Here is a 26,702-nt window from a genome sequence, read left to right as displayed (position 1 = left end):
GAAGTTAATTTATTTTAGCCGGGCCATTTCGACCGCCTTTTTCACGCTTCCGTACTTTAAAAGCAAGTCCTTGGCAAATTTCTCGTCGTCAACTTTCAGTTGATCCATTACCATTTTAGTTCCCCGGTTCACCAGTTTTTCGTTGCTGAGCTGCATGTTTACCATCTTATTATCCTCTACCCTGCCCAGTTGGATCATCACGCTGGTAGAAAGCATGTTAAGTACAAGCTTTTGGGCGGTTCCGCTTTTCATACGGGTACTGCCCGTTACGAACTCGGGGCCGACAACCACTTCCACCGGGTAATCGGAAACAGCGGCAACAGGTGAACCTTCGTTACAAACAATGCAGCCCGTTACGATATTCCGGTTCCTGCACTCCTTTAATGCGCCTATCACGTATGGTGTTGTTCCGCTTGCCGCTACCCCAACAACAACGTCCTTTTCGCTCACAAACCTTTTTTCAAGATCCGCCCAACCGTCGTCCGTACTGTCTTCGGCATTCTCAACCGCCTGGGTAATTGCCTTATCGCCACCCGCGATCAAACCAATCACAAGACCATAAGGAACCCCAAAAGTAGGTGGGCACTCACTCGCATCTACTATTGCGAGACGACCACTGGTACCCGCACCAATGTAAAACAGCCGTCCCCCGGCCAGCATATGATCGCTTATGGCTGCAGCCAGCTTTTCAATCTGCGGGATTTGTTTCTCCACGGCATGTGGTACCGTTTTGTCCTCAGCATTAATATTTGTGAGTATTTCCATTATCGACATCTGGTCGAGGTGACGATATTCCGATGGTTGTTCAGTGGTTAATATGAAGTTAGACATGCAACGTAACCCCTTCGGGCATTTGTGTGGTTCGTGCTTACGAACCATGATTTGAAAATTTGTTGAAACCAGGTATCCTGTTTGGCATGCATGCAAGTGACAAATCCATCACCGTCAAACCATCCGCTAATCCGGGTAACCCGGAGGATTATTGGTCATTGTCATCCCGGTGATATATTGTTAGCCCCTGCATTGGATTTTGAAGTATTGTGCCTGTATCAAATCCATAGCTGTTGCAAAGTTCAGCCAGAACGTCTTTAAAGGCAAAAGATATGCCGCCCACAAAGTGAACCGGGAACTTCCAGCTTTCATTGTACTTTGAAAGGTGTGTAAAGAAAAAATCGTTCAACCCATCCTCAAGTATATTCTCTATCATATAATGGCCCCTGTTCTCTGCAAGAAAGATGGCGAAAGAGGCCAGGTACCTGTTTGGCAATGGCTGCTTATAAACGTTCTCCAGGATCTCGTTGCCATTGGTTTGAAACTTGAAATCGAACCTTGCCCGCAGATCTTCATCAAAAGTGTTGTACATAAAATACTGGATCACTTTTTTGCCCAGGTAGGCACCGCTACCCTCGTCTCCTAATACATAGCCTATACCCGGACTGTTTTTGATTACTTCCTTTCCATCGAAGTAACAGGAATTGCTACCTGTACCAAGAATACAGGCAACACCTTTTTGCTTGATGCAAAGCGCCCGGGCGGCTGCAAGCAGGTCGGTGTGGGCCTCAATACTTGCATCTGCAAAAAGCTGCTTTAGTGCTGCTTTGATGGTAATTACGTTATCGGGGTTGCTTAAGCCGGTGCCATAGTAAAAAACCTCGTGAATTTCTTTATCCTCTAAAAAGGGCAAAAGTTCCTTTTGAAGCAGGGATACGATTTGCGTAAGCGATAGAAAGTATGGACTAATACCCTGCGTAAACACCGTGGTTGTTTTACCATCCCCGACCAGGCACCATTCACATTTCGTTGCACCGCTGTCGGCTATCAATTTTCTTTTCATAGCTATGGTTTCATCTTCAATCAAAAAGTTTAAAGGCTCATCGCCTGCGCCTTCGCAAACCCGCAACCTGGTTAGTCTCCTGTTCTTCCCGGCTTGTAAGTTGATACAAAGTGCCCTGCCGCAACCTGGTATACCTGTTCTATAAGCTTTGTATCATGTTTTGCAACAACTGTTTTAAAATCAGAATAGGCAGCGTTGAGTATTGTTGAGGTTGGCTGCAAACCCTTGCGATCCAGGTTATCAACTGCGGCAATAAGTTCAGTTGCCACCAGCTTGAAACAATGCTCCATCACATCAAGCAACCGGCTTACGAAAACACCGCCCTCATCATCGGGGTACATGCTCTTACTCGTCGAGGGCGGATGGTTGTGATTACTAATGGCTGTGGTGCCTGGATGTTCGGTGTGTTGCATCAAAGCCATTAAGATGTTTGTCCTCCCTTGAGACGCAACTGCCAGCTTTTCGATTGCCAACGACAAGCTTTGAAGTGCCAGGAGCAAAGGTTCTTCTTTGCCGCCATCAACAGCCGAAAGAATAAGATCCTCATCAGGAAAAACAGCTACGGCTTCACTAACCGAATTAATTTCTTCGAGCAACACCTTAAGCACGTGGTCAAAGGTTTCGCGAACAGCACCGTGCACTACCGGGATAGCCGCAAAATTCGCATCGCCTGAAATGTCCTGTGCACTACCGGCAAGGTCTCCACGATCACCCAGGTAAGTCCTCAACAATGCCGCAGTTTTTACCTGGCCGGGGTGTTTGCTTAAGCCCTGCAACTGCTCATGGAGCAACATGCTGTTACAGCCAGCAGCATCAAAGGAAAGGGCGGCAATAAGATTGCTGATGTCGATAAGTTGTTCAGCTTTTTTTAGTGCATAAAGCGCAAATGCGGTAATGAATTGGGTGCCGCTGCTTAAAGCCAGGTATTCCCGGATGTCGGGTTCTAACTCGTGCCAGTTCAACCCCTGCATTGTCGTTGCCGATTGCTGCTGCGCCTCGACAGAAGATAAATCAGTTATGCCGGCTACAGCAAGGCCGAACTGATGTTGTGGCGAAAGGCTTAACTTATTTGAGGGTTGACTTTGCATAAAAATGACGGGTAGCAGCCCGTGATTATACATCTCTAACAAGTGCTTCACAATTTCTATTCTTACCCCACTATAGCCGAAACTGAGCGACTTTATTTTAAGCATCAACATCAGTTTGACGACGTCCGCGGGTACCTCTTTATACAGCGCCGGGCTACCTTTTACCTCGTTATAGGTCAGTTGTTCTTTGCGAAGGTCTAAAGTGGTTTGCGTTGCCCCCGGAGTTTTATGCTCAAGGTAGTTGCGACATTTTAGTATTCTTTCATGCGCATCAAACGTAATCGAAACCAGCTGATCAAAATCAAGCAGGTTTTTAACTTGCTGAAAACTCAGCCATTTTCGATCGAGTGGCAAATAGTTGTAACTCATAGGAGCGGTTAGGAGCGGCAAAGTAGTTAAATTATAAGAATTAAGCTGCTCACCACTACTACAATGAAAAGCTATAGCTCTTGCAGGTTTTATATGGTGTCCCGATTTAAAATGCCATTACTTCAACGACTACCTACCAAGCGCTTGACGGAATTGAACGCCGATTGCTATACAGCTTTCCCGTTTACACGACTGTTTTTAAGTAAAGCGTGATGCGTGCACGATCTCCCGATGCCATGAATATATGCCTGTGAACCGAGCGTGGCAAGGATGCTCCATAACGAACTTCTGCCGGTCCCCAAAAAAAACCGGGTACAGCGCCATCATTATTCCCTTGCTGGGATCAATCTCCTATTCGGGGGCAAAAAAAAGGGCTCCGATTGGAAGCCCTGATTTTTGGTACAGCACTATTTATCCCACCAAAGCCGTTCGGACAAGGCGGTAATGTTAGGAACATTGCCTGCATTACGGCTGAGCTCCGATGATGGGTATCCGGCTCTGCGGATGTAGGTTGGCAACAATGCCCCATTGGGCAGGGTGAAATCTTTATAGGCGTAATCAAATCTTCTTGCATCGGTCCATGACTCGGGATGGAGGAACATGGCAACATACTTTTCCTTAAAGATGAGTGCGCGGGTTAGATTGGCTTCGCCGACTGCCACGGCAGGGTTCGACAGGTACGCGGTTTTTTCCCCGGCAGGTACGCCTAGTTTGTCCATGTGCGCCTCTATGCCTGCGAGGTATGCGCGGTATGAGCGTGCCCGATCAGTTGCAAAGCTCGCTTCTGCTTCGATAAACTTCATTTCGGCATAAGTGGCCAGTAGTAATGGCGCATCGGGCTTTGAATAAAAACCCGTGACAGAAAGGTAGCTTTCGTCTCTCGTGGTACCACTTCCGGTACGCCCTTTACCATTGGGTGTGCCTTTGTAGGTGCCTGCTGCCGTTGTGGTAGCAATGAGCTTAAGCCGGGGGTCAACCACGCCGAAACTTGTACCATTTAATGCATCGATAAACTGCTCGCTCATCCAGCCATCCAATAGGTTTTGCGCGTTGTTTTGTGCAACTTGTCCCCAGGGATTACGGGTAACAAATTTTGTTACCTGCGCATCTTCGTTATTGTTCGCGTATGCGAGCCCAACTTCAGCAAGTATAGCGGTTGGATTATAAGTTGGTAGCTTACTCAACCGGTTTAGTAAACGGGCTTTTATGGCGTGTGCTGTTTTTATCCAGCGCGGAACCGAAGCGGCATGAATAAGATCGCTTGCTGCATCGAGTTTGATTGGAGGATTCTGCTTTTGAAAGTCGACAATCGCTGAGTCGAGTAATACGAGGCAGCTGTTAAAAATATCTTCGGCCTTGTCGTACTTAGGTGTAAAGATGGCCGGGTTGAAAGCTTCGGAATAGGGCACATCGCCAAACAGGTCGATCATCAGGCTCATGTTCATAGCTTCCGTAACCCTTACTACACCCATGTGTTCGTAAGCGTTAGCAGCCCTGGCCTGTTGCAACAATACCCGGCCATCCATAACGGTATTGTAAACGCCGCCGAAAGGGTTTGTACCCGTAATTGATGTATTAAACCAGAAAGAGCTTCGGTCTGCATTTTCGTAAATGTCCGACGGCCCACCCACGTTTGGCGAAGCCAGGTATTGTACATAATAAGAGGTGAAGTCGCCTGCCCGGAAATAATTGATCCCGGTTTGATAGGTTACTGCTGCCAGTAAGCCATTGATTGGGGGGCTTTGTGTTTGGTTGGGATTGACTTCGTTTACCGATAAGTAGTCTTTTTTACAAGCGCCAAACAGCGCAGCAGTAAGTAGTATAAAACAAAAAGATTGTATGCGCATAAGTTGTGTTTAGAATTGAAGGTTAACAGTAGCCAAAAACGACCGGACACCAGGATAGGTGAAACCAGAGAAGCCTTCTGCAATATTGCTGCTTGCGTTAAAGGAACTGCTTTCAGGATCGAAACCGGTATACTTTGTAGACAACCAAACGTTGTTGCCCGTTAAAGAAATGGACGCGCCATTAAACACCTTTGTGGCTTTTAACCATGCGGTCGGCAATGCATAGCTCAGGGTCAATGAACGAAGTCTTACCCATGATGCATCCTCAACAAAGTTTTCGGTTACACCACGGAAAACATTCCGATAATAACCTTGTCCGTAGTCTACCCCATCGGGTCCTTTGGCCTGGCCAAGGTACACGGGTTTGGTGTTGGGGGTTCCATCGGCCAATACACCCGGGAACACGATGGTTTCCGTACGGTTCTCGGTGTACTTTGCAATACCAAATGCCGCCATATAATTGGCCAGCTGGTTGTATTTTCTTTGACCCTGCCTAATATCGACCAGCAAGGACAAACTCCATTGCTTATAGTTTAGTGTTTGTAGTGTACTCGCGATATACCGCGGTTGGGTATTGCCCAGGTACTTCTGTTTTTTCGGATCTGTTTCCCTGATTGGAAAACCATCGGCACCGATCAACAATGGCGCTTCGTAATCGATAAGCATTGGATCTTCCGGCTTACCACCGTAGTAACGCCGGTTGGTTATCCCAAACAAAGCACCGTATGCATAACCCGGGATTAACTTAAAGCTAGGTCCGGAATTGAGATAGCCGGTAGAAGTTCCCCCAAACACGATCTCAGTAAGCCCCTCATTTAAGCGAACAACTTTGTTTTTGTTTGAGGAATAATTGATCGTAAAGTTCCAGCTGAAGTCACGCGTTTTTACCGGCATAGCGTTCAGGCTGATCTCAATACCCTTGTTCTCCATTTCACCTGCATTGATATAAGCCTCATCGAAGCCGGTGGTATTAGAAATTTTCACCGGAACGAGCAGGTCCTTGCTGTTTGAACGATAAAGGGTAATGTCGGCACCGATCCTGTTTTTAAGGAAACGAAACTCAAGACCGGTTTCATACGACTGTGTAAACTCTGGACGAAGGTTTGGATTACCTAAGCGATCTACCTCGGTCCAGGGAGCAAGATTACCAATGGGTACCTGGGTGATGAAACCGGTAGTGGTCGCATATGGTGTGGCATCTTTTCCGACTTTGGCGTAAGACGCTTTAAACTTACCATAGCTCCACCAGGTGGGTAGTTTAAACATATCGCTGAATACATAGCTCAGGCTGGCTGAAGAGTAGCCATAACTCCGGTTTTCTTTCGACAAGGTTGAGGTGAAATCATTCCTGTGCGTAACATTCAGGAATAGCAAATTTTTATAGCCAAAGGTAAGGTCACCGAAAATCCCATAAATCCGGGCGTCCTCGATCTGGTTCGTCCCCAGAACGCGTCTGGCGTTTTGAAGTAAATATAATTCTGGTACAATAAGCGTATCGCCTGTTGTACTCACGCTCCGCAATTTGGTATCCCTCAGATCATGGCCAACCTTGAAGTCGATGGATAAATCCTTAGTAATGTCGGTAGCAACATTGGCCATAAAGGTGGAAGTGATCACCCGGTTGCGAATATCATGCTGATGAACAAAGCCCTGAAGATTGTCACCAACAAGGTATTCATCTACAACTCCCTTTGGACCAGGGGCGGTTCTTGTTCGCTGGTCGGTATAGAAGTCGTTGCCAAAACGGTAAACAAAATTCAACCAGTCTGTAGGAGCATAACTTACATTACCGCTCGCAATAATCCTGTTTACATTATCATAGAACCGGTTTGTAGCCAACTGGTAAACCGGGTTCGTGATCTGGCGATTGTAGTTTTTTTGTGTTCCGTCGGGTTTGATATAATCCATTACATCATAACGTGGCGACCAATACGTAAGTTGTTCGCCATACCGGTCGGAGTTTACACGAGAGCCACCGGAATTGATGAAGTTCAGCGAAGCTCCGGCTTTGATTTTTGAGCTGATATTAAAATTGCCATTTACGCGGGCATTGTAACTTTTGTAGTCGCTAAACGGTAATACTCCCGTTTGGTCGAAATACGATAACGATGCGCCAAGCTGCGCCTTGTCGGTACCGCCGGAAAGGTTGATGGTGTGCCGGGTTTGGTAACCTGACCTGAAGCCTCTTTTATAGTTGTTATATATTTCATCAGGATGTGTTGGATCAAGCGCCTTTGCTGCTGCAATCGTAGGACCCCAGGACGGGAAAAAGTCGTTTATATCATATACACCAAGGGAGCCTTTGGTAAACTTTGTTTGCACCTCTGGCGTCTTTAACACGTTTTCTACCCCGTAAGTACCGGTATAATTTATCCTTAGCTGGCCAGCCCTGGCAGACTTTGTTGTGATGATGATTGCACCGTTAGCGGCACGTATTCCATAAAGTGCTGTAGCCGCACCACTCCTGAGCACCGATATGGTTTCAATATCATCAGGGTTGATGTCCGCGGCGCGATTGCTCATTGCGCGGTTGTCACCACCACCTGTGATGTTGGTGCTGTTGTCGACCTCCACACCATCAACAATAAAGATTGGTTGGTTACCCCTCGATGCATCCAGGGAATTAATTCCTCTTATCATTATCCGGGCACCTGCCCCGGGAGCGCCGCCCCCGCTGGTAATCGTTACCCCGGCAACCTTGCCCTGTAAGGCATTTACTACGTTCGACTGGCGGTTGACATTCAGGTCTTCGGAATTTACGGTTTGAACGGTATAACCTAAGCTTTTCTTCTCACGCCGGATACCAAAAGCAGTTACAACCACTTCGTCGAGACTTGCGCTGCCGGGAGTCAGCGATACCCTTACATTTTCGCCCGTAGCCACAGAAACCTCTTCTGTACCAAATCCCACGTAAGAAAAAACCAATGAGCTATTGTCGCGGGTAAGCCGCAACGAAAAGTTACCATTTGCGTCGGATACGGTGCTGTTAGTGGTACCTTTTTCCGTTACGGTGACTGTTGCAAGTCCCTGGTTGTTTTCTTTTGAATTCACCGTTCCGGTCACCACCTTTCCTTTCTGTGCATAGGTTTGAATGCAACAGGCAAGGACGCAGAAAAGGAGCGCTTTGATGTACTTCATAGTTAAGGTTTGTTGTTTATGGTTGTGTTTGATCCTATTAAATGAGCCTTAAAATCAAAATAAAAATACACATTGCTGATATGATGGCAGGAATAGTATTTACCTTTCTTTAACATTCTGCAATATGAAATTTTTCCTCCTGTTTCTGGGTATCTTTCTCACATCAACAAATCTATTTAGCCAGGGAAATGTCGGTATAGGGACAACAACTCCTTCAAACAAGCTGCATGTAACCGGAGCACCCGATCCATTACGTATTGAAGGTGTTGCTTCCGGAGCCGGTACCGACAGTGTTCTTACGATTAACGCGACAGGGGTGGTGAAGCGCCGTAATGCAAGCCTGTTTGCCGGCACTGCCGGTTGGAGCCTCACCGGCAATTCAGGGTTAAGCGCCACCAACAACTTTATCGGCACCACCAACCTCAGTCCATTCATTATCAGAACCAATAATCAACGTTCGGGTTTTATCGATGCAGACTCTACCAGGCGAAATACGTCGTTGGGAAACCGCGCATTAAATACTGCGGTAACCGGGCCGGGCAACAGTGCAATAGGGTACCTGGCGTTGGCAAGGCTGACCAGTGGCGCATCGAATGTAGCGGTTGGTGACTCTTCGGGCCTGAGCTTAACAACGGGTTCCGATAACAGTCTTATCGGTTCGGATGCAGGATACCTCCTAACCGTTGGTGGTCAAAACACTGCAATCGGAAGCCGTGCACTTGCAAGCGCTGTTGCAGGAAGCAACAACATCGCAATAGGTTATAGAACGCTTGAGAATAACTTTGCCTCATCCAACATAGCCATCGGCAGTACAGCCCTGGATAATAATACCAGCGGTTCCAGTAATATCGGTATCGGCTTAAGCGCGCTTGGTGCCAACACGACTGCTTCCACAAACGTGGCCGTTGGACACGAGGCACTGCCGGCAGTTACTACCGGTGCCGACAATCTTGGCCTGGGCTATCGCTCGGGTTACTCGCTTACTACCGGTACACAAAACACCCTGCTTGGTCATTTTACCTTAAGCAGTCACCTTACCTCTAATTACAGCACCATGGTTGGTTACCAGGCCGGGGCAAATCTTGCAGGGGGTAACAACAATACTTTTATTGGATACAATACCGACGCAAGCATCGCATCGGTAAGCAATTCCGCAGCATTTGGAAGCGGTGCAACCGTAACGGCAAGCAACATGATCAGGATCGGTGGCACCGGTGTAACCGTCATCAGCGGCCCGGTTGGATTTTCAAATACCTCCGATGAAAGGGTAAAATCAAATATTCGCGAAAATGTACCAGGCCTGAACTTTATCAGCCTGCTTCGCCCTGTTACCTATAATTACAATCTCCAGAAGATGGACGAACTCCAGGGCGTAAAGCAAGGGGCGCGTACCACCAACATGGCTCGGGAAAAGATCCGCTACACCGGCTTTATCGCCCAGGAAGTACTAAAAGCAGCCGAAAAGGTTAATTATGAAACATCAGCAGTAAATGTTCCCGACAATGCCAACACGCTTTACAGCCTCAACTACGCTGAGCTTGTTGTGCCACTGGTAAAGGCGGTGCAGGAACTTAAAAGCATTGTTGAAAAGCAACAGCAGGAAATAGAGTTGTTGAAAAAGTCTTTACAGGGTAAATAACATCAATCGCAGTTTCAATTAACATTTCTCAATTCAGTTTTATGGACCGGAAAAATTTTCTCAATACGCTGATCACACCCTCTGCACCTTCAAAAAACCGTGCTGTTCAAACGAAGAACAACGCTAAAGAGCGATCGGCGCGTACTGCGGTTCAGCAACCGGCGCCCGATACCCCACTCTACCTGCAAAGTGGCCTCAACCCTTACACCGGTACGTGGACGACAAACGAAAGGATACACCTTTTGAAACGCCTGTCGTTTGGCGCCGTAAAGGAAGATGTCGATTACTTCAACACACTCACTTATTCGCAGGCGGTTGACGAGATGTTGAATACCACCAATACCAGCATAGGCCTGCCATTAAAAACCTATACACCCGATCCGGTCACAACGTTACCAACCGATCCCGACTGGGGAGTTGCGGTGGGACAAACATGGGTAAACATCCCAACAAACTCCGGCAGCGTTAATTCAAACAGAACCGCCTCGTTGAAACACTGGTGGCTTAATCTGCAGATTAATCAACCACGCAGTATCGAAGAAAAAATGTTACTGTTCCTGAGTTCGCACGTAACCGTTGAGTTTGACACGGTGGCAAACGGGATGATCCTGTACAAGTACCTGAATACCTTACGCACCAATGCGCTTGGGAACTATAAGCAACTTATCAAGGCCATCACCCTGGACCCTGCGATGTTGATCTACCTTAATGGCCGGTTTAACACTAAAACGGCACCCGATGAAAACTATGGCCGGGAACTACAAGAGCTATTTACAATAGGGCGTGGCCCGGGCTCAGGTTATACCGAAGCCGATGTAAAAGCGGCCTCACGTGTACTTACCGGTTATACCGTTAACACAACAACGGCAACCTCGGCATTTGATCCTGCCAGGCACGACACCACCAACAAGCAGTTCTCGGCATTTTACGGCAACAAGATCATTACGGGACAGTCGGGTGTCAACGGCCAGAATGAACTTGACGAGTTGCTCAACATGATCTTTGCCACAAATGAAGTTGCCTTATACATCTGCCGGCGTCTTTACCGCTTTTTTGTTTACGGTAACATCGACAGCACAATTGAAAACAACGTTATCGTTCCGCTTGCTGCCGTTTTCCGTAACAATAATTACGAACTTAAGCCGGTGCTTAGCGCGCTGTTCAAAAGCGAGCACTTTTTTGATGTATTGACACAGGGTGCGATGATCAAAAGCCCCGCAGACTTCATCGTAGGTATGGTAAGGGAAATGAAGATCAAATTACCGCCTGCTGCAAACAGTGTTATTCAATACCGCATGCTCGGCTACCTTGGAACAACAACCATGGCCGCCATGAACCAAAGCCTTGGCGATCCGCCTAATGTCTCCGGTTGGCAGGCATACTACCAGGAGCCGCTTTACGATAAATCATGGCTCGACACCGACTCCTATACAAAACGCCGAACGTTTATCACCACTATCCTTAACGGTTATACCAACAGCAATCAACGACTTCAGATCGATCCAATTTCGATAGCCAAAAGAATGAGTAAACCATCGGACCCTAATGTGCTGATCCAGGACTTTGTAACCTACTTCCTGCGCATGCCGCTAAGCGATACCGCCAAGGCGCAAATCAAAAAAGATACGCTGCTTACGGGTCAAACAACCGATAGTTACTGGACGACAGCATGGGACAACTACATGGCGAGCCCGAATAGCCAGGCCAACATCAACGAGGTAACCACGAGGCTAAAGAGTCTTTGTAATTACTTCCTGTTTTTGGAGGAATACCACCTGATGTAAAATAGAGCGATTACGAAGCCGACATGACCAGTACAGAAATGTGCAGCAACCAGCAAACGAACACCATCATAAACACGACAACTGATAGGATTTTTTTGGTGACCAGCAGACGCTTTCAATTGAGCCCCGGTTGTGTCACTCACTTGTACCGCATCTTTTCATGGCAACAGTTTAGAACAACAGATCAAAAACAGTTACAATAGAACACCAGGTTACCTGACTCAAAACACGTCAGTAAAAAAGTTCTCTGGGTTCAGGTTTTAATATCACCTTTCATTCTCAATACAATGCAGCGCAGAAAATTTCTCAGGAATACAGCAGCATCAGCGGTGGCTCTTCCCGGACTCATCAATGGCTTCAACATGAAAGCCTATGGTGAGGGAAGTATGCTTCACAACTTGTACACCTCTGTCGTACAAACGGACCACATCCTGGTAATCATACAAATGGCGGGAGGTAACGACGGATTGAATACCGTTATCCCGCTCGATCAGTATTCCAATTACTTCAATGCGCGAAGCAATATTGCCATTGCAGAAAATAAGGTGTTGGCCTTAACCGGTACATCCGCTACAGGGCTCAATCCCGCCCTGGGTGGATTACGTGACCTTTACAATGATGGCAAGGTTTGCATCGTGCAATCTGCAGGATATCCCAGCCCGAACTTCTCGCACTTCCGCGCCACCGATATCTGGCTAAGTGCGAGCAACCAGGATGAATACATTTCCAATGGCTGGGCAGGCAGGTACCTCAACCTTGAGTACCCTGGTTACCCCAATGGTTATCCATCGGGATCAATGCCCGATCCACTGGCTGTTCAGTTTGGTTCCTCTACCTCGCTGGCTATATTAGGCCCCAATTCGCAGATGGGTGTTACCATCAGCAATCCCGACAACTTCCTCAATTTCGTTAACGATGTTGAAGACGCTGTCCCAAATACACCGGCAGGAGAACGCCTGGCCTATGTTCGCCAGATTTCAAAACAATCGGAGATCTTTTCCAACGTTATCAAAACCTCGTATAACATCCCCGGAAATGCCAACAAAGCAACCTATCCCAACAATACCCTTGCAAACCAATTGAAGATTGTAGCGCGCCTGATCAACGGTGGCTTGAAAACAAAAATTTACGCGGTTAACTATTCGGGGTTCGATACGCATGCCAACCAGGTAAATGCTTCTGATACCTCGACCGGTACTCATGCTAACCAGCTGGCCATCTTAGGCGATAGCGTAAAAGCCTTCCACACCGACCTTAAGCTGATGAACAAAGACAATAAGGTGATTGGTATGACCTTTAGTGAATTTGGCCGTCGGATTAAGAGCAATGCAAGCATGGGTACTGACCACGGGGCGGCAGCACCCATGTTCCTCTTCGGAACTCCGGTTACCGGTGGTATCGTTGGCGCAAATCCCATTATACCTTCAGCCGCTTCGGTTAACGATAATATTCCATTCCAAACCGACTTCCGTTCAATCTATTCGTCCTTACTAAAACGGTGGCTGTGCCAGGATGAGCCAAGTTTGTTGTCCGAAATGTTCCGGACCTTCCCCCAAATTGATGTTTGTTCCAACGTAGAATGTCTCCCACAAGGTGGTAGAACAGCGCCTGAAGTCCTGGTCAAAAACTATCCAAATCCGGTCATCAACTCCACAACTGTTGAATTTAAAACTGATGGTGGTCATACGCTGATGCAACTGGTCGATAAAGATGGTCATATCATCAGCACCATCATGGAGAAAACATTTGATCGCCCCACCACCGGAACACAAAGGGTTGATATGGGTCGGCTGAAACTCGGGGTATATTATATCCGTTTTCAAAATGGAAATAAGAGCCAGATGAAAGCCGTACTTAAAGTTGACTAGCGCTTTCCTAAAGTATCAAAGCAAACTATGACGCGTTTTATACCTAAGCTGTTTACCGCACTCCTGCTGGCCGCTATCGTAAAGTCATCGGCCTCGGCCCAGCTGTACAATAACGGCTCGGTAATGAAGATTACTGCAGGTGGTTCCCTGTTCTGCGCATCGGATTTTACCAATGCCGGCAGCAGTTCATTTTCAAATGACGGGGTGATAACGGTGCAGGGAAATTTTGTAAACAGTGGTACGTACAATTCCACAAACAACCGCGACTCACTTATTTTAAGCGGAGCCGGACAAGTAACGCTGAATACAGGCACTGCAGGTGTAAATAACCTTATCGTTAACAAAGCTTCTGGCGGGCTGGTTACACTGGCAGCAAATACAAACGTGCTTTCCAGGTTCGAACTTAATTCGGGCGGCTTAACTACAAACCCCGCAACTGCTTTCGAATTGATTGCACCTGCAGCTGCAATCTTTAGCTTTGGCAATGGTATGCAGGTCATCGGTAAGGTGCGGCGCACCAACTGGACAAATGGAAACACCGTAATTTTCCACCAGGCCAACATGTCTGTCAGAACCAACAACGGAACTTCGCCTGAAGCCATTATGGTCAACATGCTTGCAAATGGAGATCCTTCCGGGAATGAGCGCGAGGTTAAACGTTACTTCTTTTTTAATCCCGCAGGCGGAACAAATTACACGGCCGACGTAAACTTTCCCTATGCGCAGCCCGAGCTAAATACCAATACCGAAAACAACCTTGTTCCCTGGTACTATTCCGGCGCAGCAGAATGGAACGGCAAGCTGACCGGCAATACGGTTAACCCATCATCAACCGAGGTAAGTTCTACAGCTATCCCCGCAAACATCTTTGCGAATAACGAATGGAAACTTGCTGACCCCAGGTATTCCTTCAATATATCCGCTATCCTGGCCGGGCCATGGAACGGAGCAACCATGAATACCGCACTTAACAACGGAGGTGCCCTGCCGCTCGCCCAACCTTTTAACACCGATCCTTTTAGTTATACCGGCAACGAGTCGGTAACGGCAATTCCAAACAGCAATGTTGTAGACTGGGTGTTGGTTGAATTACGCAAACCGGCAAGCGGGCTCCCGGCAGATGCGGGCTCCTCAACAATCATCGGAAGAAAAGCTGGATTTTTGCTTAACAATGGCACCATCGTAGACACGGATGGACTAACCCCGGTAAGCTTCGACATTTCGAAGCAGGGTCCGGCTTTTATGGCGGTTCGCCACATGAACCACCTTGGTGTACTAAGCAATCTAATTCCATCGAATGCATTGGGAACATTTGACAACGACTTCACATCGCTTGCATCTACGTATAAAGATCCGTCTTCACCCGTTAGCCCGGTGACCCTTGTTGGCGGCGACAGCAAATATGCGCTATGGCCCGGCGATGCTAATAAGAATGGCGTTATCAACGCTACGGATGTTAGTGCTATTAAGTCGGCCATTGCCGCCTCCGCAACCGGGTATTCTCCCGTAGATGTAAACCTCAGCAACAGCATCAATGCCACCGACGTAAGTCTCACCAAGCTTAGCATCTCGTCGTCTGCAAGTGGCAGCCTGGGTGCAAGAACAGTAAACCTCAATATAAGAAGCAGCCTTCCCAACTAGGCGACTAACTTCCTCCTAAAAGTTCTCCGGATACTAATTTTTAAACCACCTGTAGCTTCTGCTGATTTCTCGGAAGCATGCATGTTACAACACCTGCATGTGCGAACGGTGCAGGTGACAACACCTGCACAGGCAAGGGGAACAATACCTGCACAGGCGAGTCCTGCATTGGTGAAGGGTGCAGGTGATAATACCTGCACAGGCCGGGGGACAACACCTGCACGGGCGAGTCCTGCATTGGTGAAGGGTGCAGGTGATAATACCTGCACAGGCCGGGGGACAACACCTGCACGGGCGGGTGACAGCGCCTGCAAGGGCGAATCCTGCATACGTGAAAGGTGCAGGTGACAACACCTGCATGGACGGAGGCGACAACACCTTTATGGGCAAATAATGCATAGTTGAGAGTGCAGGTGACAACACCTGCACAGGCGAGTTCTGCATGGGTGAAGGTGCAGGTAACAACACCTGCATGGGTGTAGGTGCAGGTGACAACACCTGCACAGGCGGGGTAACAACACCTGCATGTGCGAGTTTGACAACATCTGCACAGGCGAAGTTGGCATGGCGGATAACCAGGCACAAAAAAAGAGGACGCTCCGTACCCGGTGCGTTCTCTTTTATAACTTTCACTTAAAGCCTGGTCGATAAATCCCGCTATTAATAAACAATCTTGATTGCTTTCTTTGTGTTTACACCCGTTACTTCCATAATGTAATATCCTTTCGCAATGTTTGTGAGTGCAATGCTGTGATTGCTGCTTCCACCATTGTGGGCAACCTGTTTTGTAACTACAACCTGGCCTACTGCATTCAACAACTTAACCGAATAAACACCTTTTGGTTGGTTGATCATCTTCAGGTTTGCAACTCCATTTTCAATTGGATTTGGATAAACCTGTACATCTGCTTTTCCGTCGGTGATCATGGCGCTAACACTTTCCATTGAGGCTGCGATTGTAACCCTGCTAATGGTTGTTGTACTTTCAACTGGTGCTTTTAAAGTACCGGCGATAGATGTTTTTGACTCCCTGGCCAGTGACACGGGAGTGGCGAGGCGAACAGTTGAGAGCGTTGTTCCGTTAGTACCTCCACCATTTGAAGGTGCTTCCGACTTGGGGTTAGCATAAAAAGGATTTGCATAGTCCGTGATATCGCTGATTGTATTTGCCTGGAAATACCAGTAAGAGATCCCAAAATCACCACCGTTTGGCAGGTTGACCAACTGCTGCGTTTGCGGCAGGCAATTAGAAGTACAACCATTAAACTGGATACTAAAAATCTGCTGTTCTTCTCCTGCTACCCAGTTGTGAAGAACCGGAGCAGTACCTGCAAATATGAATGTGTAGATATAGCTCGGAACACCATCAATCGTTTGCTTGCTTACAAATACTTCGCGCTGGGTTGTACCGAGGTTGTTCACCAGGAAATTCGGTTGCAATCCCGCAATGTTCGCAATCGGGCCAAGGCTGTTTGCCGTTACCCCTGAAGAACCAAGGGTTGGGCCGGCTGAAACGGTTGCCGGGATCGCAATGGCAAAGGTCATGGCTTCATCCCTTTGAGAAAACGACTGAGTAGCTTTCAGGTAAACATCAACGGTTCTTACGGTGTTACCCGGTTTAATGGTAGCCTGCATTTTAGGCTGAGCAAAACATATACTTACAAGAGCAGAGAATACTAAAGACAGATAGAGATGTTTCATGACTATTGGTTTGAACTGGATATTGAATTGGATAAAGTGGGGTACGATTACATTTGTTCGTTGTATACAGATCCGATGAAGCCGCCTAGTACGATATTCAACAGGAAGTTTTGGTCGTTACTTGGGCCATTTGTTTTGATATTACCATCCATGTTGATGTCGTTGCTTGAGTAAACACCGTTCATCACCATTGATATCGAACCGCGGAGTTGAATATTTTGGATAAAATCCTGGTCGTTTGATGGACCGTTGTACTTAACATTCACATTAAGGTTTGCATTTCCGCCCCTCATCACATATACATTACCCATTAGCGCGGTAGAGGTATAAGCAAGGTTTTGGTGCGACTTGGATGCAGCTGTAGTGAAGTCATAGCTACCTGCACCGGTACTGAAGTTAACAGTTGATGCTGAACGGATGCGGAGGTGGTTACGGTGAGCAATTGCTACATAATAGTTACCTTTTGGTACACCTGCGAAAGTGATTTGGGTGTTGCTACCATCTGTTTCAACCAGGGTGCCATCACGTTGTACGAAAGCTGCTCTTCTTGCAACGATTTTTGTTGCGTCAATAGCGTCACGAAGTTCAATTAAAACCCAGTCAACGATGTTGTTGTGTGCGGCATAAAAACCACTTCCAACTACTTCTGTTCCGGTATAAGTGAATGGCGCTCCTGAGTAAGGATGAGCCGTTGCTGATGCCTGTAAGATGCCGTTTGTGTTAAGTGCGTTGTTCATCAATCCTGTTTGTGGATTGTAAGCACCTTGAAGAAAAACTTTTCCTGAGAAAGTTACGCTCGGTGCTACTGGTATAGCCGGGCCTTCAAATGACGTGCTGTTGAAAATGTCGTTACCAAACTGGATCTGTCCGGTTGCATTGTAGTGTACCCAGTCCTGCAGGGGATAGCTGTCGCAATTGATCATCACTGCATTGTTAGCCGGGTTGTCGCAATACGCCTGCTGAGCCGAACGCACTAACTCACGGTAAGGATAACCTGTTGGAGCATATATACGACCAACTACTTTTTTGTAAGGGTTAGCAGGAAAATTGAACCTGTTGATATAACCCTTCCAGATATTGTCAAGGGCTGTAAAGAAACCTTGCAGGTTTTGAAGGTATGCGCTTGCGTCAGCCAGAGTTTTCGAGTCATCTTCACCTTGCATCCAGATAATACCTTTAAGATCCAGTTTGTAACCTTTTGCTTCAGCCTGTGTAACTGCAAGCTCTAACCATTGTGTAAACTGCTGGTACCTGTAACCTGCTTGCCAAATGTACTGTCCTGCGGAAGGTGGTCTCCAGTCGCCGGCCAATGTTGTTCCACCCTGGCTTTGCTTATACACCAGGCGCTTTGTGTTGTTCTGGTTTTGAAGGCTTGCAAACAATGATGCCTCCGGGCCAAATTGTGTAGGAGAAACAAGGTTTTCAGGAGCTGTATTAACACCCACATTCAACGGCTGCCATACTGCGGAGAAAGCGCCAACAGCAGGGTTCCATATCTCGGTATTTGGTATAAGGCCTTTGTAAGAAGCGGCCTGCTGCGTGTTCATGTCGTTTGCAGTTGCCCAACCAAGGTTTGACTGACCGATCATAATGTAAAACGGTACAGTAGTAGTTTGAGCACAAAGACCACCAGTGATGAAAAGAACAAAGAGGAAAGTAAAAAAGTGAAAGTTTTTCATATAAAGGATTTTATCTGCTATTACAAACGGGAGCGTTTAAGCTTTGTTTTTTGAAAACCTTTTACAGCTATCCTTTAACCCTTTTTTGCCATCGTTCATATCACTAAAAAAATGGCTTTAACACCTTCATGCACAATAAAGATGGAAATCATTAATCTGGAGAAATGAACTGCGGGAAAATGCTGGCGCCAGCAGGCGAAATAATAATAACCGAAACAAGACTAAGGCCTAATGCAATAATCTCTAGCGTGTTACAATGAGGTATAAATTTGAATAAGTTGCCAACAACGCGTGGAAATGCTCCTGGACTTACCACTAATTTTGAGGAAAATAGCACTAAAAAAGAGAGAGATGGGCCCAATTACAACCTTGAAGTTGAATATTGCTTGCGGGTAAAAATTTATTTTAAAGATTTTCTGCAAGGCTCAAACGGTTACTTTCGAATGCTATTTTCAGGTAGAAAGATATCCCGATCGGACACGCAAAAAGCCCTAAACCGTCCTGCGCTGATATTTCTTCCGGGCCCGCAATATTTCGGGCAGGTGTTCATCCGCCCAACTTGCAAGTTCCACGATCCGCTGCATCAGACTATAACCCAGGTGGGACAATTCGTATTCTACTTTTGGAGGGATTTCGGGATAAATGGTTCGGATAACAATACCATCTTCTTCAAGGGTACGCAAGGTAACAGTGAGCATTCGCTGAGATATGCCGTGTATCCCTGATTTTAATTCCTTAAACCGCATCTTGCCATATTGACCCAAAAGCAGCACAGTATACATCGACCATTTATCGCCATAATTGGCAAGTATGTCTTTAACCGGGCACAGGTTTTCTTTTGTACATCTGCTCTTCAGAACATTTGCAATTCGTTCACTTGTTATAGAAGCCTGTATGTCAGTATCTTGCGCGCTCATGATCTCTTCTTTAGCTGTGCCCTTTTGGTGAATAAACGAAAAAAATGTATCTTTGAGTTACTTTAAATAACTAAGTAAGATTTACATACTTATCTTCCGTTTCAACACAAAGTTATGTATTTGAGAAAATGGGCAGGGGCCCTGAAATCATAAATTTTCTCATCGCAGTTTAGCATTCTGCTGTTTTATATAATCCACGGTTGAATTAAGATACAAGGTATAGATCTCTAAAAGGGAAACCATTTATGAAAATCAAAGAGATTGTAGAGGTAATTGAACCAAAAGATATTTTTACAGGGGATGTAAATGCACCAATAACCCTCACCCAATTTGGTGATTATGAAAGCGAAGCATGCGCTGATACAGTAGAGACCGTTGCGAAAATTCTGGATGTATTTGCAGGAACGGTGAGGTTTAGCTTTCGTCACTTTCCATTACTTAAAATTCACCAAAAAGCACACAAGGCAGCAGAAGCGGCAATTGGCGCCGGACAAGAAGGCAAGTTCTGGGAAATGCACGTTGAACTGTTTCAAAATCGCCGGAACCTGGGAGTAATAAGCCTTAAGTCGCACGCGCGGGAAGCCGGCGTTATTAACAAGAAGTTCCTCGATGAGCTTATCAATGGCACTTACGGGGTTTATGTGCAGGATGATCTTCGCGAAGGCATTAAGCTCGGCGTGAAAACAGTTCCTGCCTTTTTTATCAATGGGCAGAAATTTGAACAGGAGCCGACGTATAAAAACCTGAGCGCACACATTCAGGGCATTATTGATAAGAAGAAAGCAAAAGTAAAAGCTGAAGCCTAATAACTCCTATTGCATTATAGTCGCTGGTTCCGGTTTGAAGCATTGTCTCAATATCCGGGCGCCATCTTTCTTCATCAAGGCTCAGTGCCTAAATCATATTCACAAAAAAGCCGGCATTGCCGGCTTTTTTTATGGATTCATTCTTGCGATTCTGAACGCTGAATCTCAGTATCAACGTCCGCAATCAAATGCTTTGTGTGTTTGGTATGCCCCAATACTCCTTCCACTGCACGGCATGCTAATAGGTTTCCATCCCCCGGTTTCGCTCATCCGCAACTTAGTATTCCTGCCATGTCAAAGGGGGCGGGATTGCAATCGGGGCATAATGAACTCGAGTAATTAAGAATCAAAATAGTTCAAGATCGTAACAGTAATTCCTTACGGACTTAACCAGCTGCGCAAGCCAAAGTGGCCTGATCTTAACCGGTCTCTCCTTTCGCATAATTTTAAGTACCGCCTGGTTGATGGGCCTGACCTGCGACATACAGATCACCTTTGCCCCATGTGCATGGTTGTTCATTATATTGGCTTTATAGATATTGAATGCTGAGGTCGCACCTGCTGTCATGATGAGCTTTTCATCAAGTCCTCAAGGTCGAAATCCCCCTTTAAAACGCATTCAATTATTGTACCTGCAACAGGGCGGGCTTGTATCAGGTTCAACTCCTGTTGCCCTACAATTTACATACTTGATTAATGCAAAAAACGCATTTGCAGAACAGTGAAAAAGATTAAACCATATTGCAATCAAACCCACTTTTTCCACGGACTTACAACAAAAAAACCGGCTGAGTTGCCGGTTTTTTTGATATTTAAAAATGATTTGTTTTAGTATCCACTATTTTGGTAGCTACTGATATCCCCTGATGTCAGTGGCCTGCCACCTTTTGTTTGCGAAATAATTTGAGGCAAAGGAATTGGCCTCAGCTTATGGTAAGGGGCAACGTTTGTAGCATCAGGATTGAAAGCTTTGGTGCGGTTGAAAAACGTTTCCGTACGTGCAAGATCTTCCCAGCGATACAATTCACCGCACAACTCGCGGGTTCTTTCGTTCAGCATAAATTCAACAAACCTGTTTGCAGTAGTTGCCGGATACAATTCGCTTGGTGCATTGGTTGTAAACAAAGCAGTAGTGGCCTGCATTGCAGGGGCTGTTGACGAAAGATCGTTGTATGGCTGACCATACACAAGCCAATTATGCGGGTTCTTAGGCTCACCGGCTTTATAAGCTGCACGTGTTCTTATGATGTTTATATTAACCAGGGCGTTCGCAAAATCCCCTTTCCTGCCATAGGCTTCTGCAAGAACAAGGTAGGTTTCAGCAAGTCGTGCAAGGGTTCCGTTTCTTATTCCCCTTGCCTCATTGGCCGTATTGGTTAAGCGCACAGGATCAAGAAATTTGATCATGCTCAGGTATTTGTTGTCGTTCCAATCCGAAGTAATCGGGGCCGTAGGATTGGCTCTTTTATAACGCACATAGGTTCTATAATAGCGGAACCGGTCGATATCAGTTGTAAGCAGCGCCTGCGAAGGTTTATTAACGATAAACAAAGCAGCAGTATCACCAATTCCAACCCTGGGTTTACCAATGAGATCAGGAGAAGGGGCGTTAGCCGCGGTAAAGGTTGGCAAACCCGTATTTGAAGCTACGTTACGATAATACACCGTCTGGAATGTCTTGAAAAACCTGGAGTCGTTTTGCCAGTCAAAAATGTCGATGGTGTAGTCTGTTGGGCGCAATCTTCTGAAAGGCCTGCCATTAAAGAAATCCCGTGTCATGCCCGGGATGGCAATACCAGCGTCGTACTGGGTAATAAAGTACAGATGCGTCTGGTTGTTCTGTGAGCTTGCAAGCGCAAGGTTTTGACTGAATTGGGCGGCAAAGATGATTTCGTTGCTGTTGTTATTGGCATTGATTGTCGCAACTGAACCGGAAGGTGGTGTTCCATCGCTTCCAACAGCAGGCACCTGGTGATTGGCGTAGGCAGCATTAAAAAGGTTCCCGAAGTTAGACTCCAGTGCATGTCCGCTAAACCGGATAACAGAATCGGCAAACACAATGGCACTATCCATGTCTGTCGGCTTCTGACCTCTTACCTCGGTCACCGCGCTTCCCCTGGTTAAATATGCCTTAGCGAGGAAATGATATGCCGCAGCCCTGCTCGCCCTGCCAGGTTCTCCCCCAGCCTTCCATGGTAAAGCAGGACCGGCAGCCCTGAAATCGGCCATAATTTGTTCGTAAACCTGCGCAACACTTGCACGCGGAAATTCACTACGCGCTTCCTTTGGGGGATCAACCACCAATGGCACACCGCCAAATTGTTGAACCAGGGTAAAGTAGTAAAATGCACGCAGGAACTTCAATTCGGCGATCCGCAAATTGCGTTGGGTCTGTGCTCCCAGCCTTGTAGAGGCCGCATCGGAAAACGACGATACATAATCTATTCCCAGGTTACAACGGTTGATGCCCGCATAATAGTTGATCCAAAGTCCATTGAGAAAACCATCGTTACCATTGGAATTCAGGTTTGAGTTATAGGTATTAAAGTGTTCGCTGTTAAATTGGTCGCCCAACCTGAATTCATCAACACCAAAGTTCCAAAGGGCATACGCCTGTTCACCTTCAAACTTCCATCGTAATGGCACATAAGCCGACTTAATCAGGTCCTCGATACCAGCATCAGTTTTGTAATAATCTTCAGTAAGCGTGGTAACGAGTTCTTCCTTTATAAATTTCTTACACGAAGTTGCAACTAGCATCACCAAAATGGCAACGGGTGCAAAAAGGTTAAATACTGTTTTCATTATAATACGTTGAATAATGATTAATGTTTATAGTCCAAGTCTCACACCAATAACGACACTTCTGTAACTGTAAGAACCAGGACCGGGGTTACCTGTAGAAGCAGCAAATTGTTCGGTGTACTGTATTGTTTCAGGATCGTAATCGGATGCCTTATGAAACAGGAAAGGATTAACAGCATTTACATAAACAGCCATATTGCTGGCCCTTAATCTCGAAACAATCGACTCCGGCAGCCGGTAAGTAAGTGAAATGTTTCTTACCCGTGCAAAACTCCCATTACGGTATCCCAATGCTTCCCAGTACAGCGGAATGTCGGATGTACGCGTAGGTTGCTGGTATTCGTTCGATGGGTTCGTTGGCGTCCAGTAATTCGCATAGCTCGATTGATAACGGCCAACCATTCCGGGTCGGGGAACCCGGTACATACCACCATGGCGGTAGTAGATGGTAAAGTTGAGTTCAAAGTTTTTGTAGCTTACTGTGTTGGTAAGACTACCGGTCCATTTCGCATTGTCGTAGCCAAGAATTGTTTTATCAGCAGCGTTGATGAGGGTGTCACCATTGAGGTCCACGACCCTGATTTTACCGGGACGAAAAGCCGTATTACTCGAATTGGTCCCCTTACTCCAGAGGTACTCTTTTAAGTAACCACCTTTAGCGGTATCCGCATACTGGTAGATACCACCCGACTGGTAGTTGTAATAAACACGTAGGGGCTGACCGATGAACCAGAGATTATTCAAATTATCACTTCCGGTCTCATCAAGCGATACAATGGCTTCACGGTTTCTACTAAAAACGATATCAGTTGTCCACCTGAACCCGCGTGGCGTGTTGAAGTTAACCGTTGACACTGCAATATCAATCCCTTTGTTACTTACCTCGCCAAGGTTTACTAGCATGTTGGTAACCCCATTGGTTGCCGGTATGGTCATGCGCTGCAATACGTCGGTAGTGGAACTTTTGTACAGGTCGATCGTTGCATTGATCCTGTTTTTAAACATGCCGAATTCAATACCCAAATTTTGCGTTGTTGTTTTTTCCCAGGTCAGGTCAGGAACCCTAAAGGTGGTTGGCGCCAGGCCAATAGCGGCATTTCCATTTAGCCAGTTGTATAACGTAAACTGTAAAGGACCGTTGGTTTGATAGGGCTCAATCGAGGCGTTTCCAACCCGGCCGATACCAACGCGCAGTTTGGCAGAAGTAAAAAGATTTTGACTGCGGAAAAACTGCTCATTATCCACCCTCCAGGCGAAAGCAGCCGAAGGAAAGTATTCACCCTGCTTACCGGCAGCCAGTACTGAGGACACGTCGTAACGGTTACTTAAGGTCAACAGGTACCTGCTTTTATAACCGTATTCAACACGACCCATGAACGACAGGAGCTGTTGTGAGCTAAAAGCTCCCGTCCCTGTTACAGTCCCCGAGGTATTCCGGTTAAGCGAATACCATTTTTGCTGTTCGAAAATCAGGTTTTCACCATTCATCGTCAGGCTGTCGGTTCGGTTAAGACTCTGCATCTCGTGCAACAGGGTAACGTTAAAGGTGTGGTCATTTTTAATCTTGAGATCATAATTCAGGATGTTGTCGTATGTCCACGACAGGTTGTTGTAAATGCCATAGCTGGCATTGGCGGGAGCGCCCTGGCGCACAGAAGAAATAGCGCCATTAAAACGCCCCTGGCGGGTATTCCGATAATCCAGACCAAAAACGGTTCTGTATTTAAGCCCTTTAAACAGGCTGACTTCTGCATACAGGTTTCCAAATATCCTGTTTGCCTTTATTTCGTTAAAAACGGTATTTACATCATTAAGACCGTTTACAATTTGCTGGTCATCGTTCGGGTAAAGATCAAAGTTGCCGAGGCTGTCGTACGGTTTTGTAATCGGCAACATGCCCGATGCATTTGCATATAAACTCGGTCCAACATTTTGTATGCTGTTCGAAAAAGTTATGCTGTTACCAAACGTGAGGAACTTGACCGGTTTAAACTCGGTGTTGTTACTAATGGTATAACGAGTATAATCCTGGCCGTATTCAATCCCTTTTTGTTTGAAATACGAGCCACCAAAGCTGGCGCGCACCTTTTCACTGCCCACAGAAAGGTTAATGCTTTGATTGTTGGTTACCCCCTGGCGGATTGCTTCTTTTTGCCAGTCGAAGCTCTTTATTTTAGAAGGATCATATGCATCTACTTCATCTAAGACCGGTAATCCCAGGTTAGCCAGTAATGCCCTTTCTTCCGGGGTGGTAGGTCGCTTAGCTGCGATATATATGTTGTTCACGCGATCAAACGTGGTAAACTGGTAAGCATCTTTTACAAACTCCCACATGGCATTGCCGGTAGTACCGCCAAACAGTTTCGCATCAGCAGCTGCATTTGGAAAGTAGTTGTTGGGGCTGGTTGTATTTTGTGCGAAGTTGTACACCCTATCTGCAAAAAAGGCCTGCCTCCAGCTGTCGGTCAGTTGTACGGCATTAAAAACCGGAAGGTGCTTAAGAATATTGTCGAATGAAGTACTGCCTTCATATTGCACTGATACTTTCCCGGCCCTGCCTTTTTTCGTAGTTATCTGTACAACACCGTTTGCACCCCTCACCCCATAGATGGCGGTAGATGAGGCGTCCTTTAGCACGTCGATCGTTTCGATATCCAGCGGGCTCATATCATCAATTGTATAGCTTACCGGTACACCGTCAACAACGTACAACGGTTCGTTAGATGCATTAAGCGAACGGTTTCCGCGAATACGGATCCGGGAACCCGAACCCGGCCTGAATGAGGTCGCCATTGCTTCAACCCCCGCAACACGTCCCTGCAGGGCAGAGGTAAGGTTGGTTGTAGGTACCGACCGTAGTTTCTCTCCGGTAATTGAGGCGACCGCACCGGTTACATCGGTTTTCTTGCGCGTTCCATACCCAACTACAACCACATCGGTGAGGGCGCTGGAACTGCTTTTCAAGCTGGCACTAATGCTGGATCGGTTCTCAACATCAATTTCCTGTTCAGCAAATCCAACGGAAGTAAATACAAGGGTCGCATTGGCCGGGGCATTAAGCGTGAAATTGCCACTGGCATTAGTGGCTGCACTTACCGAAGTACCTTTTATGGTAACCGTAACTCCTTCAAGCGCTTTACCTTGTTCGTCGGTTACCTTACCCGTTATCGTTTTGGCAGTGGTTCCGGTTTGCGCTAGTGCGGCAATAGAAAAAAAGAGAAAAAACAGTGACATCAGGATCACCTTTCGCACCAGGCGTAATCTTTCGTTCATGATGGAAGCTTTTCGTTTAGAGAAGTGTTAAAGAAAACTAAATCTAGTTACTTCTGAGACCATACTGTCCTGCACTATGCTGCACAAAATGCTTCCCCCGGCTTCCGGCTAATAAAAAAGAGGTACTGCATAAATTCCCATGCAGTACCTCTTTAAAATTTTTTATGGACCCAACTTCAGGTTCTCTGTGAAGACAGCCGTTGCGTCGCACTTCTATGCAACTCCTCTCGAAAGCTCAAGAGGATTGCCAATAGTCATCGGCTGTTTGAGCTTGACAGGACTGCTATTTGTTATCATGCTGCTTCTTGCTTTA

At 46.5% G+C, this 26,702-nt stretch carries 16 protein-coding genes and 1 pseudogene; 5 read left to right on the top strand and 12 right to left on the bottom strand.

Annotated features, from left to right (window positions below):
- Window positions 1–9 precede the first annotated feature (9 nt).
- From murQ to EXU57_RS19510, 5 genes are all read right to left on the bottom strand, one after another.
- Window positions 10–831 (bottom strand): N-acetylmuramic acid 6-phosphate etherase, encoded by an 822-nt coding sequence (gene murQ / locus EXU57_RS19530; protein ID WP_133269940.1) that lies wholly within the window; start codon window positions 829–831, stop codon window positions 10–12.
- A gap of 148 nt (window positions 832–979) precedes the next feature.
- The gene (locus EXU57_RS19525) at window positions 980–1,834 is read right to left on the bottom strand and encodes an N-acetylglucosamine kinase (RefSeq protein WP_133269939.1); all 855 of its coding nucleotides are present in this window, start codon (window positions 1,832–1,834) and stop codon (window positions 980–982) included.
- Window positions 1,835–1,905: 71 nt separating this feature from the next.
- On the bottom strand, window positions 1,906–3,291 hold the full coding sequence (locus EXU57_RS19520; protein ID WP_133269938.1) for an aromatic amino acid lyase: 1,386 nt from the start codon (window positions 3,289–3,291) through the stop codon (window positions 1,906–1,908).
- A 407-nt stretch (window positions 3,292–3,698) separates the two neighbouring features.
- Entirely contained in the window at window positions 3,699–5,138 is a 1,440-nt protein-coding gene (locus EXU57_RS19515) for a SusD/RagB family nutrient-binding outer membrane lipoprotein (protein ID WP_133269937.1), read from the bottom strand.
- Window positions 5,139–5,147: 9 nt separating this feature from the next.
- Complete coding sequence (locus EXU57_RS19510) at window positions 5,148–8,276, bottom strand: SusC/RagA family TonB-linked outer membrane protein (protein ID WP_133269936.1); 3,129 nt, start codon at window positions 8,274–8,276, stop codon at window positions 5,148–5,150.
- A gap of 124 nt (window positions 8,277–8,400) precedes the next feature.
- On the opposite strand from EXU57_RS19510, the gene EXU57_RS19505 reads away from it, so the two are divergent.
- From EXU57_RS19505 to EXU57_RS19490, 4 genes are all read left to right on the top strand, one after another.
- On the top strand, window positions 8,401–9,915 hold the full coding sequence (locus EXU57_RS19505) for a tail fiber domain-containing protein (RefSeq protein WP_133269935.1): 1,515 nt from the start codon (window positions 8,401–8,403) through the stop codon (window positions 9,913–9,915).
- Window positions 9,916–9,956: 41 nt separating this feature from the next.
- Window positions 9,957–11,699 carry a DUF1800 family protein gene (locus EXU57_RS19500; RefSeq protein WP_133269934.1) on the top strand — a complete coding sequence of 581 codons (1,743 nt, stop codon included), beginning with the start codon at window positions 9,957–9,959 and terminating at the stop codon, window positions 11,697–11,699.
- A 287-nt stretch (window positions 11,700–11,986) separates the two neighbouring features.
- Window positions 11,987–13,567 carry a DUF1501 domain-containing protein gene (locus tag EXU57_RS19495; RefSeq protein ID WP_133269933.1) on the top strand — a complete coding sequence of 527 codons (1,581 nt, stop codon included), beginning with the start codon at window positions 11,987–11,989 and terminating at the stop codon, window positions 13,565–13,567.
- Window positions 13,568–13,594: 27 nt separating this feature from the next.
- Window positions 13,595–15,208, top strand: a complete 1,614-nt coding sequence (locus EXU57_RS19490; RefSeq protein WP_133269932.1) for a dockerin type I domain-containing protein — start codon at window positions 13,595–13,597, stop codon at window positions 15,206–15,208.
- Here the strand turns inward: EXU57_RS19490 and EXU57_RS19485 are convergent.
- From EXU57_RS19485 to EXU57_RS19470, 4 genes and pseudogenes are all read right to left on the bottom strand, one after another.
- Window positions 15,205–15,537, bottom strand: coding sequence for a hypothetical protein (locus tag EXU57_RS19485; protein WP_133269931.1), 333 nt, complete (start codon window positions 15,535–15,537; stop codon window positions 15,205–15,207). The two genes, EXU57_RS19490 and EXU57_RS19485, sit on opposite strands and share 4 nt — an antisense overlap.
- Before the next feature lie 331 nt (window positions 15,538–15,868).
- Window positions 15,869–16,909 (bottom strand): T9SS type A sorting domain-containing protein, encoded by a 1,041-nt coding sequence (locus EXU57_RS19480; protein ID WP_133269930.1) that lies wholly within the window; start codon window positions 16,907–16,909, stop codon window positions 15,869–15,871.
- Between the two features lie 851 nt (window positions 16,910–17,760).
- Window positions 17,761–18,498, bottom strand: a pseudogene (locus EXU57_RS25940) (sialate O-acetylesterase); the annotation flags it as partial.
- Window positions 18,499–19,079: 581 nt separating this feature from the next.
- Window positions 19,080–19,505 (bottom strand): winged helix-turn-helix transcriptional regulator, encoded by a 426-nt coding sequence (locus EXU57_RS19470; protein ID WP_133269928.1) that lies wholly within the window; start codon window positions 19,503–19,505, stop codon window positions 19,080–19,082.
- Window positions 19,506–19,750: 245 nt separating this feature from the next.
- Here EXU57_RS19470 and EXU57_RS19465 point away from each other — a divergent pair, with 245 nt between their 5' ends.
- Complete coding sequence (locus EXU57_RS19465; protein ID WP_133269927.1) at window positions 19,751–20,311, top strand: DsbA family protein; 561 nt, start codon at window positions 19,751–19,753, stop codon at window positions 20,309–20,311.
- Window positions 20,312–20,657: 346 nt separating this feature from the next.
- Here EXU57_RS19465 and EXU57_RS19460 read toward each other — a convergent pair whose 3' ends face one another.
- The 3 genes from EXU57_RS19460 to EXU57_RS19450 form a co-directional block, all read right to left on the bottom strand.
- Window positions 20,658–20,879, bottom strand: a complete 222-nt coding sequence (locus EXU57_RS19460) for a hypothetical protein (protein WP_133269926.1) — start codon at window positions 20,877–20,879, stop codon at window positions 20,658–20,660.
- 260 nt (window positions 20,880–21,139) lie between these two features.
- Window positions 21,140–23,116 carry a RagB/SusD family nutrient uptake outer membrane protein gene (locus tag EXU57_RS19455; protein WP_133269925.1) on the bottom strand — a complete coding sequence of 659 codons (1,977 nt, stop codon included), beginning with the start codon at window positions 23,114–23,116 and terminating at the stop codon, window positions 21,140–21,142.
- 27 nt (window positions 23,117–23,143) lie between these two features.
- The gene (locus tag EXU57_RS19450) at window positions 23,144–26,389 is read right to left on the bottom strand and encodes a SusC/RagA family TonB-linked outer membrane protein (protein ID WP_133269924.1); all 3,246 of its coding nucleotides are present in this window, start codon (window positions 26,387–26,389) and stop codon (window positions 23,144–23,146) included.
- Between the last annotated feature and the right edge of the window lie 313 nt (window positions 26,390–26,702).

The sequence above is a fragment of the Segetibacter sp. 3557_3 genome (genome assembly GCF_004354985.1).
Lineage (GTDB): Bacteria > Bacteroidota > Bacteroidia > Chitinophagales > Chitinophagaceae > Segetibacter.
This window is presented reverse-complemented; position numbering and strand designations above follow the sequence as displayed.